This is a genomic window from Leisingera sp. ANG59, from assembly GCF_013317235.1.
Taxonomy (GTDB): Bacteria; Pseudomonadota; Alphaproteobacteria; order Rhodobacterales; family Rhodobacteraceae; genus Leisingera.
Map to the genome: position 1 here is coordinate 91,554 of NZ_WLCM01000002.1, position 22,804 is coordinate 114,357.

The 22,804-nt window shown below is 65.6% G+C and carries 25 protein-coding genes; 16 read left to right on the forward strand and 9 right to left on the reverse strand.

The genetic code is table 11. The features are described 5' to 3' along the window. Window positions 1-193: 193 nt before the first annotated feature. From GKC28_RS02370 to GKC28_RS02380, 3 genes are all read left to right on the forward strand, one after another. Entirely contained in the window at window positions 194-1,084 is an 891-nt protein-coding gene (locus GKC28_RS02370; RefSeq protein ID WP_174144932.1) for an SPFH domain-containing protein, read from the forward strand. Next, the gene (locus GKC28_RS02375; RefSeq protein WP_174144933.1) at window positions 1,084-1,359 is read left to right on the forward strand and encodes an NfeD family protein; all 276 of its coding nucleotides are present in this window, start codon (window positions 1,084-1,086) and stop codon (window positions 1,357-1,359) included. Before GKC28_RS02370 ends, GKC28_RS02375 begins: the two co-directional genes overlap by 1 nt. A gap of 177 nt (window positions 1,360-1,536) precedes the next feature. Further along, on the forward strand, window positions 1,537-1,953 hold the full coding sequence (locus tag GKC28_RS02380) for a VOC family protein (protein WP_174144934.1): 417 nt from the start codon (window positions 1,537-1,539) through the stop codon (window positions 1,951-1,953). A 91-nt stretch (window positions 1,954-2,044) separates the two neighbouring features. Here GKC28_RS02380 and GKC28_RS02385 read toward each other — a convergent pair whose 3' ends face one another. Continuing rightward, window positions 2,045-2,803 carry a hypothetical protein gene (locus GKC28_RS02385; protein WP_174144935.1) on the reverse strand — a complete coding sequence of 253 codons (759 nt, stop codon included), beginning with the start codon at window positions 2,801-2,803 and terminating at the stop codon, window positions 2,045-2,047. Between the two features lie 240 nt (window positions 2,804-3,043). Between GKC28_RS02385 and GKC28_RS02390 the strand changes: the two genes are divergently transcribed. The 4 genes from GKC28_RS02390 (at window position 3,044) to tpiA (ending at window position 6,160) form a co-directional block, all read left to right on the forward strand. Then, window positions 3,044-3,406 (forward strand): SUF system Fe-S cluster assembly protein, encoded by a 363-nt coding sequence (locus GKC28_RS02390; protein WP_174144936.1) that lies wholly within the window; start codon window positions 3,044-3,046, stop codon window positions 3,404-3,406. 112 nt (window positions 3,407-3,518) lie between these two features. Next, window positions 3,519-4,742 (forward strand): glycerophosphodiester phosphodiesterase family protein, encoded by a 1,224-nt coding sequence (locus GKC28_RS02395; RefSeq protein ID WP_174144937.1) that lies wholly within the window; start codon window positions 3,519-3,521, stop codon window positions 4,740-4,742. A 168-nt stretch (window positions 4,743-4,910) separates the two neighbouring features. Next, window positions 4,911-5,270, forward strand: a complete 360-nt coding sequence (locus GKC28_RS02400; RefSeq protein ID WP_174144938.1) for an iron-sulfur cluster assembly accessory protein — start codon at window positions 4,911-4,913, stop codon at window positions 5,268-5,270. A 140-nt stretch (window positions 5,271-5,410) separates the two neighbouring features. Next, window positions 5,411-6,160 (forward strand): triose-phosphate isomerase, encoded by a 750-nt coding sequence (gene tpiA, locus GKC28_RS02405; RefSeq protein ID WP_174144939.1) that lies wholly within the window; start codon window positions 5,411-5,413, stop codon window positions 6,158-6,160. 182 nt (window positions 6,161-6,342) lie between these two features. Here the strand turns inward: tpiA and GKC28_RS02410 are convergent, their stop codons facing one another. The 5 genes from GKC28_RS02410 to GKC28_RS02430 all read right to left on the reverse strand — a co-directional run bounded on the left by GKC28_RS02410 (window position 6,343) and on the right by GKC28_RS02430 (window position 13,165). Then, the gene (locus GKC28_RS02410; RefSeq protein ID WP_174144940.1) at window positions 6,343-7,719 is read right to left on the reverse strand and encodes a TRAP transporter large permease; all 1,377 of its coding nucleotides are present in this window, start codon (window positions 7,717-7,719) and stop codon (window positions 6,343-6,345) included. Then, window positions 7,719-8,396 (reverse strand): TRAP transporter small permease, encoded by a 678-nt coding sequence (locus GKC28_RS02415; RefSeq protein ID WP_174144941.1) that lies wholly within the window; start codon window positions 8,394-8,396, stop codon window positions 7,719-7,721. Before GKC28_RS02415 ends, GKC28_RS02410 begins: the two co-directional genes overlap by 1 nt. Window positions 8,397-8,496: 100 nt before the next feature. Then, entirely contained in the window at window positions 8,497-9,498 is a 1,002-nt protein-coding gene (locus tag GKC28_RS02420; protein ID WP_174144942.1) for a DctP family TRAP transporter solute-binding subunit, read from the reverse strand. 695 nt (window positions 9,499-10,193) lie between these two features. Continuing rightward, window positions 10,194-11,423 (reverse strand): sigma-54 dependent transcriptional regulator, encoded by a 1,230-nt coding sequence (locus GKC28_RS02425; RefSeq protein WP_174144943.1) that lies wholly within the window; start codon window positions 11,421-11,423, stop codon window positions 10,194-10,196. Further along, window positions 11,420-13,165, reverse strand: coding sequence for an ATP-binding protein (locus tag GKC28_RS02430; RefSeq protein ID WP_174144944.1), 1,746 nt, complete (start codon window positions 13,163-13,165; stop codon window positions 11,420-11,422). Before GKC28_RS02430 ends, GKC28_RS02425 begins: the two co-directional genes overlap by 4 nt. A 59-nt stretch (window positions 13,166-13,224) precedes the next feature. Here GKC28_RS02430 and GKC28_RS02435 point away from each other — a divergent pair, with 59 nt between their 5' ends. After that, a complete protein-coding gene (locus tag GKC28_RS02435; protein ID WP_174144945.1) occupies window positions 13,225-14,409 on the forward strand; it encodes a cytochrome P450 in 1,185 nt (394 codons plus the stop codon). 186 nt (window positions 14,410-14,595) lie between these two features. Here the strand turns inward: GKC28_RS02435 and GKC28_RS02440 are convergent, their stop codons facing one another. Next, window positions 14,596-15,504 carry a LysR substrate-binding domain-containing protein gene (locus GKC28_RS02440; protein WP_174144946.1) on the reverse strand — a complete coding sequence of 303 codons (909 nt, stop codon included), beginning with the start codon at window positions 15,502-15,504 and terminating at the stop codon, window positions 14,596-14,598. A 105-nt stretch (window positions 15,505-15,609) separates the two neighbouring features. Here GKC28_RS02440 and GKC28_RS02445 point away from each other — a divergent pair, with 105 nt between their 5' ends. Next, window positions 15,610-15,891, forward strand: a complete 282-nt coding sequence (locus GKC28_RS02445; protein WP_174144947.1) for a hypothetical protein — start codon at window positions 15,610-15,612, stop codon at window positions 15,889-15,891. 32 nt (window positions 15,892-15,923) lie between these two features. Here the strand turns inward: GKC28_RS02445 and GKC28_RS02450 are convergent, their stop codons facing one another. After that, window positions 15,924-16,391, reverse strand: a complete 468-nt coding sequence (locus GKC28_RS02450; RefSeq protein WP_174144948.1) for an Lrp/AsnC family transcriptional regulator — start codon at window positions 16,389-16,391, stop codon at window positions 15,924-15,926. 209 nt (window positions 16,392-16,600) lie between these two features. Between GKC28_RS02450 and cobA the strand changes: the two genes are divergently transcribed. The 7 genes from cobA to GKC28_RS02485 all read left to right on the forward strand — a co-directional run bounded on the left by cobA (window position 16,601) and on the right by GKC28_RS02485 (window position 22,146). Beyond that, complete coding sequence (cobA, locus tag GKC28_RS02455; protein ID WP_174145087.1) at window positions 16,601-17,356, forward strand: uroporphyrinogen-III C-methyltransferase; 756 nt, start codon at window positions 16,601-16,603, stop codon at window positions 17,354-17,356. Continuing rightward, on the forward strand, window positions 17,356-17,664 hold the full coding sequence (locus GKC28_RS02460; RefSeq protein WP_174144949.1) for a DUF2849 domain-containing protein: 309 nt from the start codon (window positions 17,356-17,358) through the stop codon (window positions 17,662-17,664). The genes cobA and GKC28_RS02460 overlap by 1 nt, the downstream gene beginning before the upstream one ends. Next, on the forward strand, window positions 17,657-19,321 hold the full coding sequence (locus GKC28_RS02465) for a nitrite/sulfite reductase (RefSeq protein WP_174144950.1): 1,665 nt from the start codon (window positions 17,657-17,659) through the stop codon (window positions 19,319-19,321). Before GKC28_RS02460 ends, GKC28_RS02465 begins: the two co-directional genes overlap by 8 nt. Window positions 19,322-19,325: 4 nt before the next feature. Then, window positions 19,326-20,087, forward strand: a complete 762-nt coding sequence (locus tag GKC28_RS02470; protein ID WP_174144951.1) for a phosphoadenylyl-sulfate reductase — start codon at window positions 19,326-19,328, stop codon at window positions 20,085-20,087. Between the two features lie 5 nt (window positions 20,088-20,092). Next, the gene (locus GKC28_RS02475) at window positions 20,093-20,488 is read left to right on the forward strand and encodes a DUF934 domain-containing protein (protein ID WP_174144952.1); all 396 of its coding nucleotides are present in this window, start codon (window positions 20,093-20,095) and stop codon (window positions 20,486-20,488) included. Between the two features lie 143 nt (window positions 20,489-20,631). Beyond that, window positions 20,632-21,498 (forward strand): ferredoxin--NADP reductase, encoded by an 867-nt coding sequence (locus GKC28_RS02480; protein ID WP_174144953.1) that lies wholly within the window; start codon window positions 20,632-20,634, stop codon window positions 21,496-21,498. 135 nt (window positions 21,499-21,633) lie between these two features. Continuing rightward, the gene (locus GKC28_RS02485; RefSeq protein WP_254604131.1) at window positions 21,634-22,146 is read left to right on the forward strand and encodes a hypothetical protein; all 513 of its coding nucleotides are present in this window, start codon (window positions 21,634-21,636) and stop codon (window positions 22,144-22,146) included. A 113-nt stretch (window positions 22,147-22,259) separates the two neighbouring features. Here GKC28_RS02485 and GKC28_RS02490 read toward each other — a convergent pair whose 3' ends face one another. Beyond that, complete coding sequence (locus GKC28_RS02490) at window positions 22,260-22,784, reverse strand: hypothetical protein (protein WP_174144955.1); 525 nt, start codon at window positions 22,782-22,784, stop codon at window positions 22,260-22,262. Between the last annotated feature and the right edge of the window lie 20 nt (window positions 22,785-22,804).

Sequence of the window (22,804 nt, forward strand, 5' to 3'; positions counted from 1 at the left end):
CCGCCGGGCGTCATATACGCTTGGAAAATCTTGAAACCGGCACCGCTAACACCCACCTGTATACCATTGCACACAACGGGGCATGTCATTGAACAAGGACAAGACTTCCGGCGCACAGCCCCTGCCCGGCGGGCCGCCGGACCCGGGGGCCCCGGCTCCTGCAGCCCCCGCTGACCAACCAAAGGAATTTTACATGAACGAAGACCTGATCCTCGACCTACTGTCCGGCAATATCCTTTATTTGCTTGGGGCCGTGCTGCTGATCATCGTGATCCTGAAGGGGATCAAGATCGTGCCGCAGTCGGAGAAATACGTGGTCGAACGCTTTGGCCGCCTGCACTCGGTGCTGGGGCCGGGCATCAACTTCATCGTGCCCTTCCTCGACGTGGCCCGCCACAAGATCTCGATCCTGGAGCGCCAGCTGCCGAACGCCACCCAGGACGCGATCACCAAGGACAACGTGCTGGTGCAGATCGACACCTCGGTGTTCTACCGCATTCTTGAGCCGGAAAAGACCGTCTACCGGATCCGCGACGTCGACGGCGCCATCGCCACCACCGTGGCCGGCATCGTCCGCGCCGAGATCGGCAAGATGGACCTGGACGAGGTGCAGTCGAACCGCGCCCAGCTGATCACCCGCATCCAGGAAGCGGTTGAGACCGCGGTGGACGACTGGGGCATCGAAGTGACCCGCGCCGAAATCCTGGACGTGAACCTGGACCAGGCCACCCGCGACGCGATGCTGCAGCAGCTCAATGCCGAACGCGCCCGCCGGGCGGAGGTCACCAAGGCCGAGGGCCAGAAACGCGCGGTCGAGCTGCAGGCCGACGCAGAGCTTTATGCGGCTGAGCAGACCGCCAAGGCCCGCCGCATCCAGGCCGAGGCCGAGGCCTACGCGACCCAGGTGGTGGCCAAGGCAATTGCCGAAAACGGGCTGGAGGCGGCGCAGTACCAGGTGGCGCTGAAACAGGTGGAATCGCTCAATGCGCTCGGCAACGGCGACGGCAAACAGACCATCGTCGTTCCCGCCCACGCGCTGGAGGCCTTCGGCAATGCCTTCAACCTGCTGAAAGGAGGCAAGTGATGGACACCCCCTTCTGGGCTCTCTGGTGGGTTTGGGGCGCCGGCGCGCTGGCGCTGGCGATCCTCGAGGTGCTGGTGCCGGGCTTCGTGTTCCTCGGCTTTGCCATCGGCGCCGCGGTAGTGGCCCTGCTGCTGCTGGCCGGTGTCGGTTTCAGCCTGCCGCCGCTGCTGCTGATCTTTGCAGCGCTGTCACTGGCCGCCTGGCTGATCATGCGCAAGCTCTTCGCCCTGCCCAAAGGCCAGGTGAAGACCTTCAACCACGACATCAACGATTGATCCTGCCGCCTTCCATGCCGGGTATGCTTGCGCAGCAAACCCGGCATTCGCTGCCTCTGCTCCAGTGCAGGCCCTTGGGACCGCACCGGGCCGCCTGAAACGCTGAAATCTAAGACAGCTTGCAGCAGCGCAGCAATCCCGTTTGAATGACCGGACCTTTGGAAGGGAACTCGCAGGATGATTGCCTATGTCACGGTCGGAGCGGATGACATCGCGCGTGCAAAGGAATTTTACTCCGCTATCCTGCCCGCCCTCGGTTACGGGCTGGAGGAAGGGCCTGAAGGGTTAAGCTACGCTCTGCCGGCCGCACCCGGCCAGTCTCCCGTTTCACCTGACTTCTACGTTAAGCCAACCTTTGACGGACACGCGGCCTCGGCCGGCAATGGCTCTATGGTCGCCTTCGAGGCGCGCAATCAGAAACAGGTTCGCACCCTTCACGCCGCCGCGCTTGCCGCCGGCGGCTCCTGTGAGGGCCCGCCCGGATTTCGCGCCGCTTACGGGCCCCGGTTCTATGTTGGCTACCTTCGCGACCCGCAAGGCAACAAGATCGCGCTTTTCTCCAGCAACCCGAACGAGCCGGGGCGAGCCGGATAGCGCGGGCTGCACAAGTGGCCTGAAGGATGAAAGGAACGGCGGCTGAGGGCAATCCGGCCTGCAGAAAACATTGGGCCATGCACGCCCGCTGTCAGAACCGGAACCCGACCCCGGCCAGCAGGCTGTGCGTCACCGCATCATGGCGGAAGAAGCTGCCGGTACCGCGGCTGCCTTCTTCATACTCAACCCCCAGCCCGCGGTAGAGCACATAGATGGACGCGTTCTTCCAGCGGTGATGCACCAGGCCGCCCATCAGCGACCAGCTTTCCTCCGACCCGGCGCCAAATCCGCCGATGTCCCCTTCCAGGGTAACGCTGAAGCTGTCCGACAGCCGCCGTTCCCAGCGCATGCCAAAGACGGGATCAGTCCAGTCCGCCCCGCGGCGCAGGGCCGCCCCAGGCAAGGAGGCGGTCACATCCACATCCCAGTGGCGCAGGCCGCCGAAGACCTCAAACTGATCCGGCCCGCTCCCGAACCGGTAGGTCACCAGCGCCTCGGCCAGGTTCTGATCGTAGCGCACCCCGCCCGGCCCCACCGACGACAGCGCATTGGAATCGGCATCCAGCACCGCATAGCGCAGCCGGAATCCGAAATTGCTGTAGTGGGTGCCCTCGAACTGCAGCATCCCGCCCGCCTGCAGCTGGTCGAACACATCTCCGGCGTCAATGGAGACATCGCCGCCGGTCCAGCCCAGCTCGGTCGTGCTGTCGATGGAAGGGGCAACCATGAACGGCGTCAGCTGCCACTGCCAGCTTTCCCCTGCCGCGGCGGCAACCGCCCCAGTCAGACCCGCGGCGGCCGCCAGACAGGCCTGCGCGGCAGCGCGTAGGGGTGCAATCGGATCACGCATCGCTCCTCCCGGCGCACCAGTCCACCCGGCCCGGACGGCAAACAGCATCCGGCCCGCTGCAATCTGGCAGCCTTTACAAAAACATCGCGGGGGACTCACAATTTAGAGCGGGTGCAGCCCCAAATCAAATTGTCACATCGGCGTGAGGCATATTTCCCCGGCCCTGCCATGACCGCCGCCTCTGGACGCCGGGGCGCATATTCCCTATATAAACCGTCGGAAAATAGAACCGGGATCCTCATGACCAACCCTGCCGAACCGCTCGAAGGCGCCCCTCTGATCGCCCCCTCCTCCGTCAGCCACCCGCTGTACGAAGCTGTGACCGATGCCTGCCGCACCGTCTATGACCCGGAAATCCCGGTGAACATTTACGAGCTGGGCCTGGTCTACACCATCGACATCAATGACGAGAACGACGTGAAGATCATCATGACCCTGACCGCGCCGGGCTGCCCGGTGGCAGGCGAGATGCCGGGCTGGCTGGTCGATGCGGTGTCTCCGGTGCCGGGCGTCAAGAGCGTCGATGTCGAACTCACCTGGGAGCCGCCCTGGGGGATGGAGATGATGTCCGACGAGGCGCGCCTCGAACTGGGCTTCATGTAACCCCGCACCAGTTGTCATGGGAATTTGATGCGCCCGTCATACGGGCGCAATCCGGCTGTTACATTCGCGCGGTTATCTCGGCGCAAATTTTGACCATCCGGAGAATTTTCCAATGCGCCTTGCTCTGCCCGCGGCAGCTGCCCTGCTTGTGTCCACCGCCGCCTTTGCCGGCAATCCGCCCGTGGCGGCGGATGCGGGCCTCAGCTACGGCCCCCGCCCCGCCTATCTGATCTCCAAGCTGCCCGAGGGCGCGCTGAAGGACAAACTGCAGTCCTGCCTCGGCCAGACGCCCCAGCGCACGGACTTCTCCATCGGCCACCGCGGCGCGCCGCTGATGTTCCCGGAGCACACCGCCGAATCCAACATCGCCGCCGCGCAGATGGGCGCTGGCATCCTGGAATGCGACGTCACCTTCACCAAGGATCTGGAGCTGGTCTGCCGCCACGCCCAGAACGACCTGCACACCACCACCAACATCCTGACTACGGATCTGGCGGGCACCTGCGTCACCCCTTTCACCCCGGCGGACGGTGAAACGCCCGCCGCTGCCGAGTGCCGCACCTCTGAAATCACCCTGGCCGAGTTCCGCAGCCTGCAGCCCAAGATGGACAGCGCCGACACAACGGCCCTGACCGCCGAGGCCTACCAGGGCGGCACCGCCGGCTGGCGGTCCACCCTGTTTGCCGGCGACGCAACCAGCATGACCCACGCGGAATCGATCGAACTGTTCAAATCGCTTGGCGCCAAATTCACCCCGGAGCTGAAAAGCCCGGCGGTGGAGATGCCTTTCAACGGCTTCAGCCAGGCCGACTACGCGCAAAAGCTGATCGACGAATACAGATCCGCCGGCATCCCCGCCTCCGACGTCTGGGCGCAAAGCTTCAACCTGGATGACGTTCTCTACTGGATCGAAAACGAACCGGAGTTCGGCAAGCAGGCGGTGTTCCTCGACGCCAGCTACGACCTCGAAGGCTTCGACCACAATAACCCGGCAACCTTCCCGCATGACTTTGCCGCGCTGCACGCCAAGGGCGTCAACTACATCGCCCCGCCGATGTGGATGCTGGTCACTGCTGAGAATGGCAAGACCGTCCCCTCGGCTTATGCCAAGGAGGCCAAGGCCGCCGGTCTCAAGCTGATCACCTGGACGCTGGAACGCTCCGGCCCGCTGGCCACAGGCGGCGGCTGGTACTTCCAGTCCGTCTCCGATCTGACCGCCGATGACAGCATGTACTACCAGCTCCTGGACGTGCTGGCCCAGGACGTGGGGGTTGAGGGCGTGTTCTCCGACTGGCCCGCCACCACCACCTTCTACGCGAACTGCATGGGGCTCTGACCACCGTCCCCCCCTATGACGGACCCCATCACCGGCCGCCTCCCTGCCCAGGAGGCGGCCTCTTTTAATTCTGCATGACAGGTATATGTTATCATTTCCCTGTCGCATCCGGGGTTGAGCCGCCCCGGCAGCCATCCTAGATAACAGGGTAAGCGCAAGGAGACATACATGTTCGGCATTCCCGGCAAACAGGCGGTGACCATGACGCCCAAGGCTGCGGCCCAGATCGCCAGGCTGATGGAAAAGGACGGCCGCGCCGGCCTGCGCATCGGCGTCAAGAAGGGCGGCTGCGCGGGCATGGAATACACCATGGAATACGTCGACCAGGCCGACCCCAATGACGAGGTGGTCGAACAGGACGGCGCCCGCATCCTGATCGCGCCAATGGCGCAGATGTTCCTGTTCGGGACTGAGATCGACTATGAGGTGACGCTCCTGGAAAGCGGCTTCAAGTTCAACAACCCCAACGTCGCCGAGGCCTGCGGCTGCGGCGAGTCGATTTCCTTCAAGGAAGCGCCCGGCACCTGATCCGGCGCTCCAGCGGCAGGAAAATACCGGGCGGGGCTTTTCCCGCCCTTTTGCTTTTCAGACCGGCGCGCAAGCGAATTGCGCCGCCCCGCCGCCGGTGCTACCAGTCACGCCCAAACAGCACATTCGGAGGCACCCCCATGCGGCGGAAACTGGCAGCAGGCAATTGGAAGATGAACGGCACCGGCGAAAACCTCGCTGAACTGGCGGTGCTGGCCGAAAGCCACGGCGCCCCCGCCGCTGACATCCTGATCTGCCCGCCTGCCACCCTGCTGTCGCGCGCCGCGGACACCGCCCGGGGCAGCGTCGTCGCCATCGGCGGCCAGGACTGCCACGCCAAGCCTGACGGCGCCCACACCGGCGATCTGTCGGCCGCGATGCTGAAGGACGCAGGCGCCTCTGCCGTGATCCTCGGCCACTCCGAACGCCGCGCCGACCACGGCGAAAGCGACGCGCAGGTCTGCGCCAAGGCTGAGGCCGCCATCGGCGAGGGCCTCACTGCCGTTATTTGCATCGGCGAAACCCTGGCGGAACGCGAGGCCGGCGACACGCTGAAAGTGGCCGGCACCCAACTGGCAGGCTCTGTCCCTGCCTCGGCCACCGGCGCCAACACCGTGATCGCCTATGAACCGGTCTGGGCCATCGGCACCGGCAAGGTCCCGACGCTGGAGCAGATCGCCGAAGTCCACGATTTCCTGCGCGCCGAGCTCACCGCCCGCTTCGGCGCGGAAACCGCGGACAGCATCCGCCTGCTCTACGGCGGCTCGGTCAAGCCGTCCAACGCTTCTGAAATCTTCGCCGTCTCCAACGTCGACGGAGCGCTTGTGGGCGGCGCCAGCCTCAAGGCCGCGGATTTCTCCCCGATCATCGCCGCGCTGGAAGCCAGCTGACCGGCGCCCTGCGGCGCAGGCTTCGGATTTGAGTATTTTCAGGAAAGATGAAGCCAATCAGTTTTCTTCTTTGCCTAAACACTCCGGGGTGAATTGGCCCGAAGGGACAAGAGGGGCAGCGCCCCTGCCCTGAAACGAAAAACGCCCCGGAACTCCGGGGCGTTTTCTTTTTGCGAACTCGCCTAGTTCGTGATGATCTCCGGCCCCATCACTGCATTTGGCAACACCGTCGACAGCCACGGCACGTAGGTGATCAGGATCAGGAACACGAACAGCACCGCCAGGAACGGAAGTGCGGCCCGCACCACCCCCATCATCGGCATCCCCGCAACACCCGAGGTCACAAACAGGTTGAGGCCGACCGGCGGGGKGATCATGCCGATCTCCATGTTGACCACCATGATGATGCCCAGGTGGATCGGGTCGATGCCCAGCTCGATGGCAATCGGGAACACCAGCGGTGCGACGATGACCAGGAGGCCCGAAGGTTCCATGAACTGGCCGCCGATCAGCAGGATCACGTTCACCACCACCAGGAACATGATGGGACCGAAGCCTGCCGACAGCATTGCGTTGGCGATATGCTGCGGCACCTGCTCATCCGTCAGCACATGCTTCAGGATCAGTGCGTTGGCGATCACGAACAGCAGGGTCACGGTCAGCTTGCCCGCCTCGAACAGCGTGTGCTTGGTGTCGCTGTGGAAGAACGCCGTGACCAGCGCATAGGGCTTCTTGATCAGCGGCGTCTTGGCTTCGCCGTCGCCGTTCGACAGCGGCCCCATGTCCTTGTAGACAAAGGAGGCGATCAGGAAGGCATAGACCGCCGCCACCGCCGCCGCCTCGGTCGGGGTGAAGATGCCGCCGTAGATGCCGCCCAGGATGATCACGATAAGGAACAGCCCCCAGCCGGCCTCGCGGCCCGAGGTGATGATCTCGCCCCAGCCCTTCCACTCGCCCTTGGGCAGGTTCTTGACCTTGGCCATCACATAGATGGTGACCATCAGAAAGAGACCCGCCAGCAGGCCCGGGATGACGCCCGCCAGGAACATCCGCCCGACGGAAACCTCGACCGCCGCCGCATAGACCACCATCACGATCGACGGAGGGATCAGGATGCCCAGTGTCCCTGCGTTACAGATCACGCCAGCCGCGAATTCCTTGGTGTAGCCCACCTGCCGCATGCCCGCGATCACGATGGAGCCGATGGCCACAACGGTGGCAGGCGAGGAGCCGGACAGCGCGGCAAACAGCATGCAGGCAAAGACGCCCGCAATTGCCAGACCGCCCGGCAGATGGCCGACGCAGGCGATGGAGAAGCGGATGATCCGCCGCGCCACACCGCCGGTGGTCATGAAACTGGACGCCAGGATGAAGAACGGAATCGCCAGCAGGGTGAAATGCCCCTCGAAGGCCTCAAACAGCGTGCCTGCCACGCTCGCCAGCGAGCTGTCGGAATAGATCAGCAGGAAGATGGTCGAGCTGAGGCCCAGCGACACCGCAATCGGCACCCCGATCAGCAGCAGGCCGATCACCATCGCAAAGAGGATTACCACTTCCATCAGTCATGCTCCCCGCGCTGCGCCTGCACTTCTGCAATTTCATCTTCGACCTCATGGCTGGCGACCAGCCGGTCCGCCTCGCCGCGGAAAATCTGGAACGCTGCCTGGATGAAGCGGAACACCAGCAAGAGCATCGACACCGGCAGCACCACATAAGGCACAACCTTCGGCAGCTTCTCGTAGGAATCGCCGTAGTTGATCAGGTCTTCCAGGAACTTGAACACCGCGACCATCGGCACGTCCTGCACCTCATAGAAACTCTGCGAGCGGGCCTTCATGTCGAACCCGGTCGGGAACCAGCGGCCCGAGGTGGGCGGCAAGTCGGCAAACACCGCCCAGTAGTCATAAGCGCCCTTCAGCAAGAGCAGCGAAAACACGATGCAGCATCCGGCGGCAAACAGCCCGACAGCGCGGCGCGCGCCGGGCGCCAGCATGTTGACAATGGCATCGACGCCCAGATGCGCATGGGCCTTGACCGCATAGGACGCGCCCAGAAGCACCAGCCAGGCGAACAGGAACACGGTCAGCTCCAGCGCCCACAGAATGTTGGAATTAAACACGAAGCGCGCGATCACATTGGCGAATGTTATCGCCGTCATCAGCCCCAGGAGGAGCGCGATCAGGGTTTCTTCGAGTGAGTTGATAAGCCCGCTCGGGCCGGTTCTGGACCCCGCCATGGCTGCCTCCCAAGTTTTGCGGAAAGGGGTGCAGGCGGCGGATCCCCGCGCCGCCCGCGGTCAGGAGGCCCCTCAAGCGGGCCTCCCGGGCAGTCCTGTCTTACAGGCCCGCGTTGATGGCTTGCGCCGCGTCGATCTTCTCCTGGCCGACGTCGCCTGCGAATTTCTCCCAGACCGGCTTCATCGCCTCGACCCAGGCCGCGCGCTGCTCGGGGGTCAGCTCGCGCACCACGCCGCCGGCATCGATGATCGCCTGCTTGGCCTCGCCGTTCACCTTGGTCGACTCGGCGTTGCGCACCGCGGTCACCTCGTTCAGGATGGTCAGGAACTGGTCGCGCACCTCGGGCTCCAGGCTGTCCAGCCAGTCGACGGAGGTCACCACCAGGTAATCCAGCGCGCCGTGATTGGTCTCGGTGATGCCGTCCTGCACCTCAAAGAACTTCTTGCCGTAGATGTTGGACCAGGTGTTCTCCTGGCCGTCCACAACTCCCTGCTGAAGCGCGCCGTAGACTTCCGAGAACGCCATCTTCTGGGGCGAGCCGCCGATCGCTTCCATCTGCGCCACCAGCACGTCCGAGGATTGCACGCGGAACTTCAGCCCGTTGGCGTCAGACGGCTCCACCAGCGGCTTGTTCGCGGACATCTGCTTCATGCCGTTGTGCCAGTAGGCCAGGCCCTGCAACCCGCGGCGCTGCATCGAGTTCAGCATCTCCTGGCCGGTCTCGGAGGCCTGGAAGGCATCCACGGCTTCGATGCTCTTGAACATGAACGGCAGGTCGAACAGGCGGAACTGCTTGGTGAACTTCTCGAACTTCGACAGGCTCGGCGCTGCCAGCTGCACGTCGCCCTGCAGCATCGCTTCCAGCACCTTGTTGTCATTGTACAGGGTGGAGTTCGGATAGACCTCCATGCACATGGTGCCATTCATCTCTTCGTTCACACGCTTTTCCAGCAGCGCCGCAGCAATCCCCTTGGGGTGCTTGTCGGTGTTGGTGACGTGGCTGAACTTCACCACGATCTCGCCATCGTCACAAGCCGCGCTTGCGGCGCCTGCGGAAACGGCCAGAGCCAGTGCGGTGGCGGCGGTTGTCAGGAATTTCATGGTCTTTTCCTCCCAGAAAAATCGTCTGTAAATCCGATGGTGCGCTCAGCGCAGGGCTGAGGCCTGGCAAGAGCATCCCAAGTTGCGGAAAACCGCTCAAGAATTGATTCGAGAATCACGGCGGCACGGGATTTTCCGCAATTTTGCATAGGCTTACGGACCTGCAAAAATGCGCCCGCGATGTGCCTGCAGCAAGCTGTGCGAAAACCCGCACAGGGCATTCCGGGCTTTGTGCGGAAATCCGCACAAATGTTAGCGCCTGACAGATTTACGGGAATCGTTTCGGGAGGCCCTCTCCCGTAGGGTGGGCAATCTGCCCACCAACCAACGCCAAACTGTAACCGCGAACGGTGGGCGGAATCGCCCACCCTACAGAGACAAGCCCGGGGTGTTGCGCCCCCGCCGTACGCACCGCTTGCCGCTCCTTAACCCGGGCCTGCGATACTCATTCCCGTCGCGACACCGGTGCGGACTGACACCCCGCACCAACAGGAGATCACAGGGCCCCCGAGACCACCTCCTCATTGGGTGCAGGGGCGTCCCGCACCGAAGGCTTCAGCGGACATGGGGGCTTGCGACCCCCGTCCTCCCTCCGCCCACGGCCCACCCCAGGGCTTCCCGGCGGCGCCGCCTCCTTGACTATCCCGGCCTCAGCGCCGGACAGAACGAACCGCAAGGCCCCTGCCCCAGCGCCCTCAGCGGCGGTAATCCTCGGGCCGGATGCCATAGCGGGCCAGCTTATCGTAAAATGTCTTGCGCGGCAGCTTCAGGGCTTCCGCGGCCGCAGCCGCGCGCCCGTTGGCACGGCCCAGCGCCGCGATCAGCAGCGACCGCTCCACCTGCGCCATCTGCTCCGCCAGCCCCAGGCCGGCCGCAGCCGAGGCCTCTTCCGGCATCCCCAGCACAAACCGCATCGCCGCCGACATCAGTGACCGCGCATTGCCCGGCCAGTCCTGCGCCATCAGCGCCGCCAGATGCTCTTGTGAAATCTCCGGCGCCTCGATCCCCGCCTGCTCTGCCGCCTGCGCCACGTAATGGCGGAACAGCACCGGGATGTCGCCGGGCCGCTCCGCCAGCGAGGGGATCCGCACCCGCATCACATCCAGCCGGTAAAACAGATCGGCGCTGAACCGGCCCGACTGCGCCAGCTCCGCCAGATCAGCACTGGAGCCCGCAATGATCCGCACCCCGCCGCCCTGCTCCAGCTGCGCCAGCAGCGCGTATTGCGCCGCTTCCGTCAGCGCCTGCACCTCATCCAGAAACAGCGAGCCGCCCGCCGCCTCCTGGCACAGCTCCGCCACCGTCTCTGCCGCCAGCCCGGCGGCCGGGCGTTTCACAAACGGGCCTTGCGCGGCCGGCGACATCAGGTGGATAACCTCCGCCACTTTGGAAATACCGCTGCCGGGCGCGCCGGTGACCAGCACCTCTGCCCCGGTCGGCGCCACCGCCCGCACCCGCTGGCGCATTTCCTTGGCCTGCGGCGAGGTCCCGAACAAGAGCCGCGCCGCCGGGTCTCCGGTCTCCAGCTGGTGCTTCAGCCGCCGGTTCTCCAGCACCAGCGCCCGGGTTTTCAAGGCGCGCTCCAGCACCGGCAGGAAATCGGCCGGCGCGCAGGGTTTTTCCAGGAAATCAAAGGCGCCCTGCGACATCGCCTTCACCGCCATCGGAATGTCGCCCTCGCCGGTCAGCAGCACCACCGGCAGCTCCTCGTCGGCGCCGCGGGCATAGTCCAGCAGATGAAACCCGTCCCGCCCCGGCATCCGGATATCAGAGACGATAATGCCCTCGAAGGCCGGGGTGATGTGATCCTTCGCCGCCACAAACGACCCGCAGGCCACCACATCGAGGTCGTTCAGCTCCAGCGTCTGCGCCAGCGCCTCGCGCACTGCCGCGTCGTCATCCACCAAGAGCACCTTGCGGGTCATGCGGCATCCCCCTTCTCGTCATCCTCGCGCCACGGCTCCAGCTCCACCGTGAACACCGCGCCGCCGCCGGTGTTGGCGCCGCGGATATTGCCGCCAAAGCTCTGCACCAGCCCGTAGGAGATCGACAGCCCCAGCCCCATGCCCTCGGAACTGCCCACCGCCTTGGTCGAATAGAACGGATCGAACATCTTCTCCGGCTCCTTGATGCCAGGGCCGCTGTCCTGCACCCGCACCAGCAGCCGCGGGCCGGTATCGATGGAGATCGAGATCACCTTCTCCACCTGCCCCTGCATGGCGTCGGCGGCGTTGTTGATCAGGTTCACGAACACCTGCGTCAGCCGCACCTCGCCGCCCCAGGCATGGACCGGTCCGCCGCAGGCCGCCGCATTCCAGCGCAGGTCGATGCGGTCCGCTTTCAGCCGCGGCATCGTCAGCTCCACCGCGGCGTCGATCACCTGCACCAGATCGACCTGCCCCATCGGCTCGCTCTCATTGCGGGCAAAGGCGCGCAGGTTCTTGATGATCCGCGCCATCCGCGCCGCCATATCGGCGATCCGGCCCAGGTTCTCGCCGGTGCGCTCCGCCTTGCCGCGCTGCAGGAAGGCGGCGCCGTTCTCGGCATATTGCTGGATCGCCATCAAGGGCTGGTTCAGCTCATGGCTGATGCCCGCCGACATCTGGCCGAGCGCCGACAGCTTGCCCGCCTGCACCAGTTCCTGCTGCGCCCGCTTCAGGGCGGCCTTAGCCTCCTCCCGCTCGCGCACCTCGCGGCGCAGCCGGGTGTTGGCCGCCGACAGGTCGCGGGTGCGCTGCTCGACCCGGCTTTCCAGCACCGCGTTGGCCTCCGCCAGGGTGCGCCGCCGCTCCATCACGATGAAAAGCATGGCGCCGAAGGCCAGGCACACCGCCGCCAGCGCCGCCGCCTGCAACAGCGCGATCCGCCGGGCCGGCGCCACGTCCACCAGGATTTCCCCGGTCATGCCGATGACCGGCAGTCCGACCGTCAGATGCAGCGCCCGGGCGGGCAGATAGGGGCTGCCCTGCAGGGACCAGATCTCGTGCCCTGCATAATACTCCCGGCCGGTCACGCGCGGGCTCTGCCCGTCAGCGCCGCGCCGCCAGAACAGCAGCTCCGACCGGTTGGCGATGAACACCTCGCCGCCCTCGTCGGTAAAGAACACCGCCGGCAAGGAGCCGCGCCAGGTCTGCTCCACATCCTCCACGTCGGCGACCACCACCAGGGCGCCCCGCACCCCGCCATCCGGGCCAAAGGCCGGGGCGGCATAGAAATACGCGCGCCCTTCCTCGGGCTGCAGCACCCCGTGGCCGGTGCCCAATGCGCCCTGCGTTGCCCGGACGAAATAGTCCTCCTGCGCCACGCTGGCGCCGGTCACCCCTTCGGCGGCCGCCAGCACCCGGCCGTCCGCCGCGGCAAAGAACACATCCAGCGCCGCGGTCTTGTCAGCGACCGCGCGCAGCAGCGCTGCCGCGCTGTCCCGTGCTGCGGGTGTGGAAAGATCCGCCAGAACCGGGTGCTCTGCAGTCAGCACAGCCAGCTCCTGATAGACCTGCAGCTGGGTGCTAACGCGGTCCGACGCCAGCGCCAGATCCGCCGCGCTGCGCTCTGCCAGGCTGTCCAGCGCCTGGCGGTAGCCATAAGACCAGACCGCAAGCGCCAATGCCGCCACGGCCAAAAGGAACCCGGCAGGCAGGCTCCAGCGAAGGAAGTGCTGTGTTTTCATTGCGGCACGTTATCAAAGCGCCCCTTGCATTGACCAGATGCAACGGCAACAACCGGTATATGAAGACTTTATCCCAATCCCCCACCGATCCCGCCTTTGTGCAGGACCCCTATCCCTTCTATGCCGCCGCGCAGGCCGAAGGGCAGCTCCACCATTGGCAGGACTACGGCATGGTTGCCGCCTTCGGCCATGCCGCCGTGCATATGCTGCTGCGCGACCGCCGCTTCGGCCGCGAGGTGCCGGACGAGCTGCGCACGGACGGCCCCGCCCATCTCGCCCCCTTCCTGGCGGTGGAGGCGCATTCGATGCTCGATGCCGAGCCGCCCCGCCACACCCGCCTGCGCCGCCTGGTGCTGCGCGCCTTCACCTCGCGCGAGATTGCGGCGCTGGAGCCCGGCATCAAGGATCTGTGCCACCAGCTGATCGACGCCTTCCCGGACCAGCCCTTCGATCTGCTGGATGCCTATTGCACCCAGGTGCCGGTGATCACCATCTGCCGCCTGCTGGGGGTGCCGGAAGAGATGGGCGCCAATCTCGTGGACTGGTCGCACAAGATCGTGGCGATGTACCAGGCCGCGCGCACCGAGGCGACCGAGCACGCCGCCGCAAACGCCTCGCAGGAATTCACCGATTTCCTGCGCGGCTACATCGAACAGCGCCGCAGCGATCCCCGCGACGACCTGATCACCCGGCTGATCGCGGCGGAGGAGGAAGGCGACAAGCTCTCCACCGATGAGCTGATCGGCACCTGCATCCTGCTGTTGAACGCCGGCCACGAGGCCACCGTGCATTCGCTGGGCAACGGCGTGAAGACGATGCTGCAGCAGGGCTGGCAGCCGGGCTGGCTGGCACCGGAGGGGATCGAGGGGCTGGTGGAGGAAATCCTGCGCTTCGACCCGCCTTTGCACATGTTCACCCGCTACGCCTATGAGGAGGCTGAGGTCTTCGGCCATACTTTCCAGCGCGGCGATCAGGTGGCCTTGCTGCTGGGCGCCGCCAACCGCGATCCCAAGGCGCTGGACGATCCGCACCATTTCGACCCGGCCCGGCCGCCGAAGGTGAACAAGAGCTTCGGCGGCGGCCTGCATTTCTGCGTCGGCGCGCCGCTGGCGCGGCTGGAGATGCAGATCGCGCTGCCGGTCCTGTTCGAGCGCTGCCCGGACCTGAAGCTGGCGGCAGAGCCGGAATACAGCAACAGCTACCACTTCCACGGCCTGACGCGGCTGCTGGTAACCCGCACCTGAGGACTGGGGCGCTCCCGCCAGCGCTGCAGGGATCACAGATCCCCTGGCGCAGTTGGGCCGGGCGCCGCTGCCGCGGCGCAGCGCCCCCTTTTCACCTTTGGCAAAATACTCCGGGGGTGAGGCGCCCCGGCGCCGAGGGGGCAGCGCCCCCTTCCCTCTCCCGCCCCGCCTGCCCGGGCCTCGTTCTCACTCCGGCAGGGCCGACAGCGCCGCCGTGCAGGGGCCGTCCAGCAGCCAGTCCCGGAACGCGGCCACCTTGGGGTCGTTCCATTTCTGCCGCTCGCCGATCAGCGCGTAAGCCCCGTCCGGGGTGCCGCAGGTCATGCCGGGGAACGGCAGCACCAGATCACCGCGGGCCAGTTCCTCCTGGCACAGGACCAGATCCGCCATCACCACCCCGGCCCCCATCACCGCCGCCCGGGTGGCCATATCCAGGTTGGGGAACGCCTCGCCGCTGGCCGGGTCTACCTGCTCCACCCCGAAGTGCTGCACCCAGGCCGGCCAGTCGCGGCGGCGCGGGCTTTCATGCAGCAGCCGCTGCCCGGCCAGTGCTTCCGGCCCGGCAGCCAGTGCCGGCAGCAGCGACGGGGCGCAGGCCGGGGCGAGGACCATTTCGAACAGCGGCAGCACCTCGATCTCCGGCGGCCGCCCGACGCGGTTTTCAACGGAAATACCCAGATCGTATTCCGCCGCCCGAAACCCCTTGCTGCTGTAGAAATCCGTGGTCAGCTGAAGCTTGATCTCCGGATGCGCGGCGCGGAACTGCTCCAGTTGCGGCAGCAGCCAGCGGATCGACAGCGTCGGCGGGCAGATCACCCGCAGCTCGGACGCATCCGCCGCGATCCGCTCCACCTCGTGCAGCATCTTCGCAAAAGCCTCTGTCAGCACCGGATAAAGCCGCCGCCCCGCCGCCGTCAGCTCCACCCCGCGGGCATTGCGGTGGAACAGCGGCACGCCGATGTGCTCCTCCAGAATCTTCACCTGGCGGCTGACAGCGCCGCGCGTGACGAACAGTTCCTCCGCGGCGGCGATGAAGCCCTGATGGCGGGCGGCGGCCTCAAAGGCACGCAGGGCGTTTAGGGGCGGCAGGCGCATCAGATCACCATGGGTCAGTTTTCCTGATCCATGGTGGAGATTAACTGGTTTGCGCGCAAGCCCCCTCCGCCCCTATCTCTCAGAGGCCAGAACGGAGGAAATTTCATGACTGCATACTGTGAGAAAGCGGATGCCCGGCACCACGGCTCGCCAGCCCGCAGCGTGCTTGGCTGGATTGCAGGTCTGACAGGACTGAGAAAAGCTGAGCCTTATGGTGCGGCATCCCCGGAAACGGTACAGGTGCCGCATAACGAGCTGCAGCGGCTGACGGAGACATCTCCGCATCTGCTGGCCGACATCGGCGTGATGCCGGAGGCGGCCTCTGGCGAGACATCCCCCTGGCGGCTGCAGGACGGGCGCCACCTGCTGCTGCGCCCGCCGCTGTGAGAGCCGGGGCGGCAAGCCGCCCGCCCTGCCCTCTAGCTGCCCAGCGGCAGCATGGTGGTCGACTTGATCTCTTCCATCGACAAAAGCGCGGTCACATTGTGCACTTTCACCTCTGAGATCAGCGCCTGGTAGAACACGTCATAAGCACGCGCGTTCTGCACCCGCACTTTCAAAATATAGTCGATGTCGCCCGCCAGCCGGTGCGCCTCCTGCACCTCGGGGCGTTCCTGCAGCGCCTTCAGGAACTTGGCCTGCCATTCCGCCTCATGCTCCGAGGTGCGGATGAGGACAAAGAAACAGGCCTCGAACCCCAGCGCCTCCGGGTCCAGCAGCACTGTCTGCTGGCCGATCACGCCGGCCTCCTTCAGCTTGCGGATGCGATTCCACACCGGGGTCTTGGAAGACCCAACCCGGCGGGCTATTTCATCCAGCGACTGGCTGGCGTCGCGCTGCAGTTCAGCCAGAATTTTCCGGTCCGTGCCGTCGATCCGCACCGTCATTCCTGTTTTCTCCTTATGTGAGGACCAATCGGCCCGATGTCCCGCCGCGGCAAAACCAATGTTCTTATTTCTGCGCCTATATAGCGCAATACCGGGAATATTTCCTATATCTACCCTCAAGTCAAACGCACTCAGAGGGTACAGGAATGTCCGCACCATCGACACATGCTGCCAATGCCGCCACTCACGCCCGTGGCAGCATGGACTGTATGGTTGCAGGCCAGGTGTGCTTTGCGGGCTCCGGCCCCGGCGATGCAGAGCTGCTGACCCTGAAAGCCCTGCGCGCGCTGCAAGCCGCCGACGTGATCCTGCACGACCGCCTGGTCAGCGATGAAATCCTGGCGCTGGCCGGCCCGCAGGCGGTGCTGGAAGACGCCGGCAAGGAAGGTTTCGGCGCTCAGGTCTCCCAGGCCGACATCAATGCCCGCCTGGTGGAACTGGCCAAGCAAGGCAAGAAGGTGCTGCGCCTCAAGGGCGGCGACCCGGCGATCTTTGCCCGCCTGGATGAGGAGCTGACCGCCTGCGAGGAAGCCGGTATCAGCTACAGCATCATCCCCGGCATCACCGCCGCCTCCGCAGCCGCCGCTGCCATCGGCCAGAGCCTGACCCAGCGCGGCCGCAACACCGCGGTGCGGTTCCTGACCGGCCACGCGATGACCGGCTTTGCCGATCACGACTGGGCCGCACTGGCGCGCCCGGGCGAGGTTGCCGCCGTCTACATGGGCAAGAAATCCGCCCGCTTCGTGCAGGGCCGCCTGATCATGCACGGCGCCGACCGCGCGACGCCGGTGACCATCATCGAAAACGCCTCCCGCCCCGAACAGCGGGTGCTGGAAACAACGCTGGACCGCCTGCCTGCCGACCTGGATGCGGCCGGTTTTGACGGCCCTGCCCTCACATTCCTGGGCCTTGCCCCGCGCCAGGCGGCGGCAGCCCTGAACGATCTCAAAACGGAGCTTGCATAATGGCCCGCGCCTTTACGCCCAAAGTCATCACCGCCAACGACCTGCTCGAGGGCGACGTGATCTATTTCACCGCTGACAACACCTGGACCCGGAACCTGTCCGAGGCCGAGCTGATCACCGATGAGGCCGAAGCCCAGCTGCGCCTGATCGAGGCGGAGAAGCAGAACATCCGCATCGTCGGCGCCTATCTGGCCGACGCCAAGGCAGGCCCGAACGGCCCTGAACCGACCCACTTCCGCGAGGAATTCCGCCGCACCGGCCCCTCGAACTACTTCCACGGCAAACAGGAGGCTGAAGCCAATGTATAAGTACAATGAATTCGACGAAGCCTTTCTGGCCGAACGCAACGCCCAGTTCCGCGCCCAGGTCGAGCGCCGCATCGACGGCTCCCTCACCGAGGATGAGTTCAAGCCGCTGCGCCTGATGAACGGCGTCTACCTGCAGCTGCACGCCTACATGCTGCGGGTCGCGATCCCCTATGGCACCCTGAACCCGAACCAGATGCGCACCCTGGCGCTGCTGGCCGAGAAGTGGGACAAGGGCTACGGCCATTTCACCACCCGCCAGAACATCCAGTACAACTGGCCCAAGCTGCGCGACCTGCCGGACATGCTGGACGCGCTGGGTGAGGTCGGGCTGCACGCCATCCAGACCTCCGGCAACACCATCCGCAACACCACCGCCGACCATTTCGCCGGTGCCGCCGCGGATGAGCTGACCGATCCCCGCCCCTATGCCGAGCTGATCCGCCAGTGGTCGACCGACCACCCGGAATTCCAGTTCCTGGGCCGCAAGTTCAAGATCGCCATCACCGGCAGCAGCGCCGACCGCGCCGTGATCAAGGCGCATGACGTGGGCCTGCAGGTGGTGGAGCAGGACGGCAAGGTGGGCTTCAAGGTCATCGTCGGCGGCGGCCTGGGCCGCACCCCGATGATCGGCCAGGTGCTGCGCGAATTCCTGCCGCAGGCGGATCTGCTGCCCTACCTGGAGTCGGTTCTGACCGTCTACAACGTGCTGGGCCGCCGCGACAACAAGTACAAGGCGCGCATCAAGATCACCGTTTCCGAGAACGGCATCGACACCTACCGCGCGATGACCGAGGAAGCCTTCATGGCGATCCGCGGCCAGTACGACGGCACCGACCAGCAGCTGCTGGAAGAGATCAAGACGCATTTCCAGGCGCCGGAGTTCCGCTCCGCCCCGACCGATGCGTTCGATGCGGCTTATGCAAACGACCCGGTGTTCCGCGCCTGGGCCGACACCAACCTGCACGCGCACCGCGCCGAGGGCCACGCCATTGCCACCATCTCGATCAAGGCGCATGGCCAGACCCCGGGCGACGCGACCGCTGAGCAGATGCGGGTGATGGCCGACCTGGCCGAGCAGTACGCCTATGGCGAGCTGCGCATCAGCCACCAGCAGAACGTGATCCTGCCGCATGTCCACAAGAACGACCTGCCGGCAATCCACGCCACGCTGAAGACGCACGGCCTGGCCACCGCCAACATCGGCCTGATCTCGGACATCATCGCCTGCCCGGGCATGGACTACTGCGCGCTGGCGACCGCCCGCTCGATCCCGGTCGCGCAGGAGATCGCAACCCGCTTTGACGAGCTGAAGATGGAGCACGACATCGGCCATCTGCAGATCAAGATCTCGGGCTGCATCAACGCCTGCGGCCACCACCACGTTGCCCATATCGGCATCCTGGGCCTGGACCGCGCCGGCGTCGAGAACTACCAGATCACCCTGGGCGGCGACGCCACCGAGACGGCTGCCATCGGCACCCGCACCGGCCCCGGCTTTGCCTATGACGAGATTGTTCCGGCCGTGGAGCGGATCGTCGAGGTCTACATGGCCCAGCGTGACAGCGCCGAGGAAACCTTCCTCGAAACCTACCGCCGGATCGGCATGGAGCCGTTCAAGGCAGCACTGTATCCCGAGGCTCAGAAAAAGGTCGCCTGATCTGATGTTCCATTCAGCCGGAAACAAGCCCGCCGGGGAAGCCGAGCTTCTCCGGGACCGGGAGCTGGCCGCCAAGGCGGAGGCGCTCAACGCGCGCTTCCGCCACCATTCGGCCACCTCGGTGATGGAGGGCGCATTGCGGGACGCGGGGCACATCGCCCTGGTCTCCTCTTTCGGCGCGGAATCCGTGGTGCTCCTGCATATGGCCGCGATCATCGACCCGATGACGCCGGTTGTGTTCGTGGACACCGAACTGCTGTTCACCGAAACGCTGATCTATCAGCAGGAGGTGAGCGAGCGGCTGGGCCTGCGCAATGTGCGCATCATCCGCGCCGACGATATCGCCGAGAAGGATCCCTACGGGGCCCTCAAGTTCAGCGACAAGGACGCCTGCTGCACCCTGCGGAAAACCGTGCCGCTGCAAAAGGCGCTGGCGGACTACGACGGCTGGATCACCGGCCGCAAGCGGTTCCAGTCCGGCACCCGTGCCGCGCTGGAGTTCTTCGAGGTCGAAGAGGGCACCGGGCGGCTCAAGATCAACCCGCTGGCCCACTGGGCGCCCGAGGACGTGCGCGCCTATATGGACGAAAACCGCCTGCCCCGCCATCCGCTGGTGGCCAAGGGCTACCCGTCGATCGGCTGCGCGCCCTGCACCAGCCCGGTCAAGGAAGGCGAAGACCCGCGCGCCGGCCGGTGGCGCGGGGAAAACAAGGAAGAATGCGGCATCCACGTGGTGGACGGCCAATTCGTACGCACAGGAGCGTGAGTGAGATGACTGTTATCGTGACCGACACCGGCTTTGCCGCTGATGACTGGACCGGCGGCTTTGACGGCGCCAACGTGCTGGAGCTGGCCTCGGACGCCAATCTGAACGACGTGTCGCTGGACGGCGTGGAGCTGGTGCGGGTACAATTCCCCAGCTTTGCGGACGGCCGCGGCTTCACCCTGGCCCGCCAGTTGCGGCTGAAGGGCTATGAGGGCCGCCTGCGCGCCTTCGGCCATGTGATCGCCGACCAGTACGCCATGGCCCGCCGCTCCGGCTTTGACGAGGTGGAGCTGAGCGACGACCTCGCCGCCCGCCAGCCCGAGGACCAGTGGCTGGCCCGCGCCAACTGGAAGGACCACAGCTATCAGGCCCGCCTGCGCGGCAGCACCGCTGCCCGCTGAGCCAGCCAGACCCGAACCCGGGATCCCCCGCAGACCGGTTCCGTTGCGTTCAGCGCGGAGCCGGTTTCGCAAAACAGGGGGTTTTCCTGACCTGTATCAAAGACTAATCAGAGGTGCCGGCTTCTCCTCCGGCAGAGTAACCGATGAATGAGATGACCGCCGTGACCGACACCGCAACCGACCCGAAACCGGCCAAGGCCGTTCCGGCGCTGCCCGACGCCCAGACCGTGACCCAGGTGAAACACTGGACCGACCGGCTGTTCTCCTTCCGCTGCACCCGTCCTGCGTCCCTGCGGTTCCGCTCCGGCGAGTTCGTGATGATCGGCCTGATGGGCGACCCGGACCCCAAGACCGGCAAGCAGAAACCGCTGCTGCGCGCCTATTCCATCGCCTCCCCCAGCTGGGACGAGGAAATGGAATTCTACTCGATCAAGGTGCAGGACGGCCCGCTGACCTCCAAGCTGCAGCACATCCAGGAAGGCGACGAGATCATCCTGCGCCCCAAGCCGGTCGGCACCCTGGTGCATGACGCGCTGCTGCCGGGCAAGCGGATCTGGTTCTTTGCCACCGGCACCGGCTTTGCGCCCTTTGCCTCGCTGCTGCGCGAGCCGCAGACCTATCAGGATTACGACGAGGTGATCATCACCCACACCTGCCGCGAGGCCGGTGAGCTGACCTATGGCCGCGAGCTGATCGAAAGCCTAAAGGACGATGAGCTGCTGAACGAGGTGATCGGCGAAGGCTTCTGGAAGAAGATCAAATACTACCCGACCACCACCCGCGAAGAGAGCCCGAAGATGGGCCGCATCACTGACCTGATGCGCTCCGGCGAGGCATTTTCCGATCTCGGCGTGCCGCCGCTGAACCCGGACACCGACCGCGCGATGATCTGCGGCAACCTGGCCTTCAACCTGGAGCTCAAGGACCTCTTTGAGAACACCTACGGGCTGGAAGAAGGCGCCAACTCCAAGCCGGCGCACTTCGTGGTCGAAAAGGCGTTCCTGGACTGATCCGGCGCCGGGCCGCCCCTGCGGGCTGCCCTGATTTTGACACCGTTTTGACGGGAGGCTGCCGCCTCCCGTTTATCATTTGTTGGGGATGAATCGGTATCCCGGTTGCTGAGATCCAGAATGGAGCAGCAGCAGATGCACAACGAACCGGTCCCCGGGCAGGCGCCCGTCTTTCAGTCCGTCAGAACCGAAGCAGGCAAGGCCCGCGTCCGCGCCGCGCTGACCGGGTTCCAGAACCGCCCGGACCAGGTGCAGCCGTCGACCCCGGAAAAGCTTGCCGCCATCAAGGCCGGTTTCGATCTGCGCGCCATGGCGCCGCAGGACATCGACCGGATGTTCGACGCGCTGGTGCAGGCAGGCCACGCGATGACCGCGCCGATGCTGCTCTTGAATTCGATGGGCGACCGCTTCCGCAGCCATTTGGCGGGCCTCACCGGCAAGGACTACGACGGCGGCAAGGCCCTGGACCTGATCGCGGTGGCGCAGCTGCAGATCCAGCGCGCCCGCAAGCAGGGCGGCGCCAGCGGCGGCTGGGAAAGCTTCCTGTCCTTCCTGGTGCCCCAGTCTCCGGCTGACCAGCCCGCGGCCCAGGCACCGCTGGACCATATGGCGCGGCTTGCCCAGCAGGCGCAGGCCCGTCCCAACTGACCCGTCCCAACCGACGCGGCCAGCCGCACCGGCCCCATCCCGTGATACAAGAAAGGCGGCCAGGAGAATCCGGCCGCCTTCTTCTCGCGTTCAGTGCCTGTCAGCCGGCTGGATCACTCGCTCGCGGTTGCGGCATCATCAGTTGTGCCGGTTGCAGCAGTGCCGGACTGGTTCAGCAGCTCCTCAGCTGCGGAAGTTGCGCTGTCCACCGCTTCGGTGGCGGCGTCCGCCGCGCCGGCCGCGGTATCCGCAGCGCTGTCAACCGCAGTGGCCGCTGCATCCGCCGCAGTGCCGGTGGCGTCCCCGGCCGCTTCAGCTGCGCTGTCAATCGCGTCGCCCACGGTTTCCGTGACTGCACTGGCGGCCTCGTTCACCGCATCCTGCGCGGCCTCGACGGCAGCACCCGCGGCCTCGGCGCCGGCCTCAACCGCCTCATCCACCGCCTCAGCAGCGTCCTCGGCCGCTTCCTCTGCCGCGGCCGCCGGTTCTTCCGAGATTACCGGCTCGGTGCTGCTCTGCTCTTCCTGCACCGCCGGCGCCTCAGCCGGGACCGGCTCCTGCGCGTCCTGGCGGCTGACCACCACATAGGCTCCAACTGCTGCGGCGCCCAGCGCCAGCACGATCAACAACTGTTTCATGGGTCTTTCTCCTCACTCCT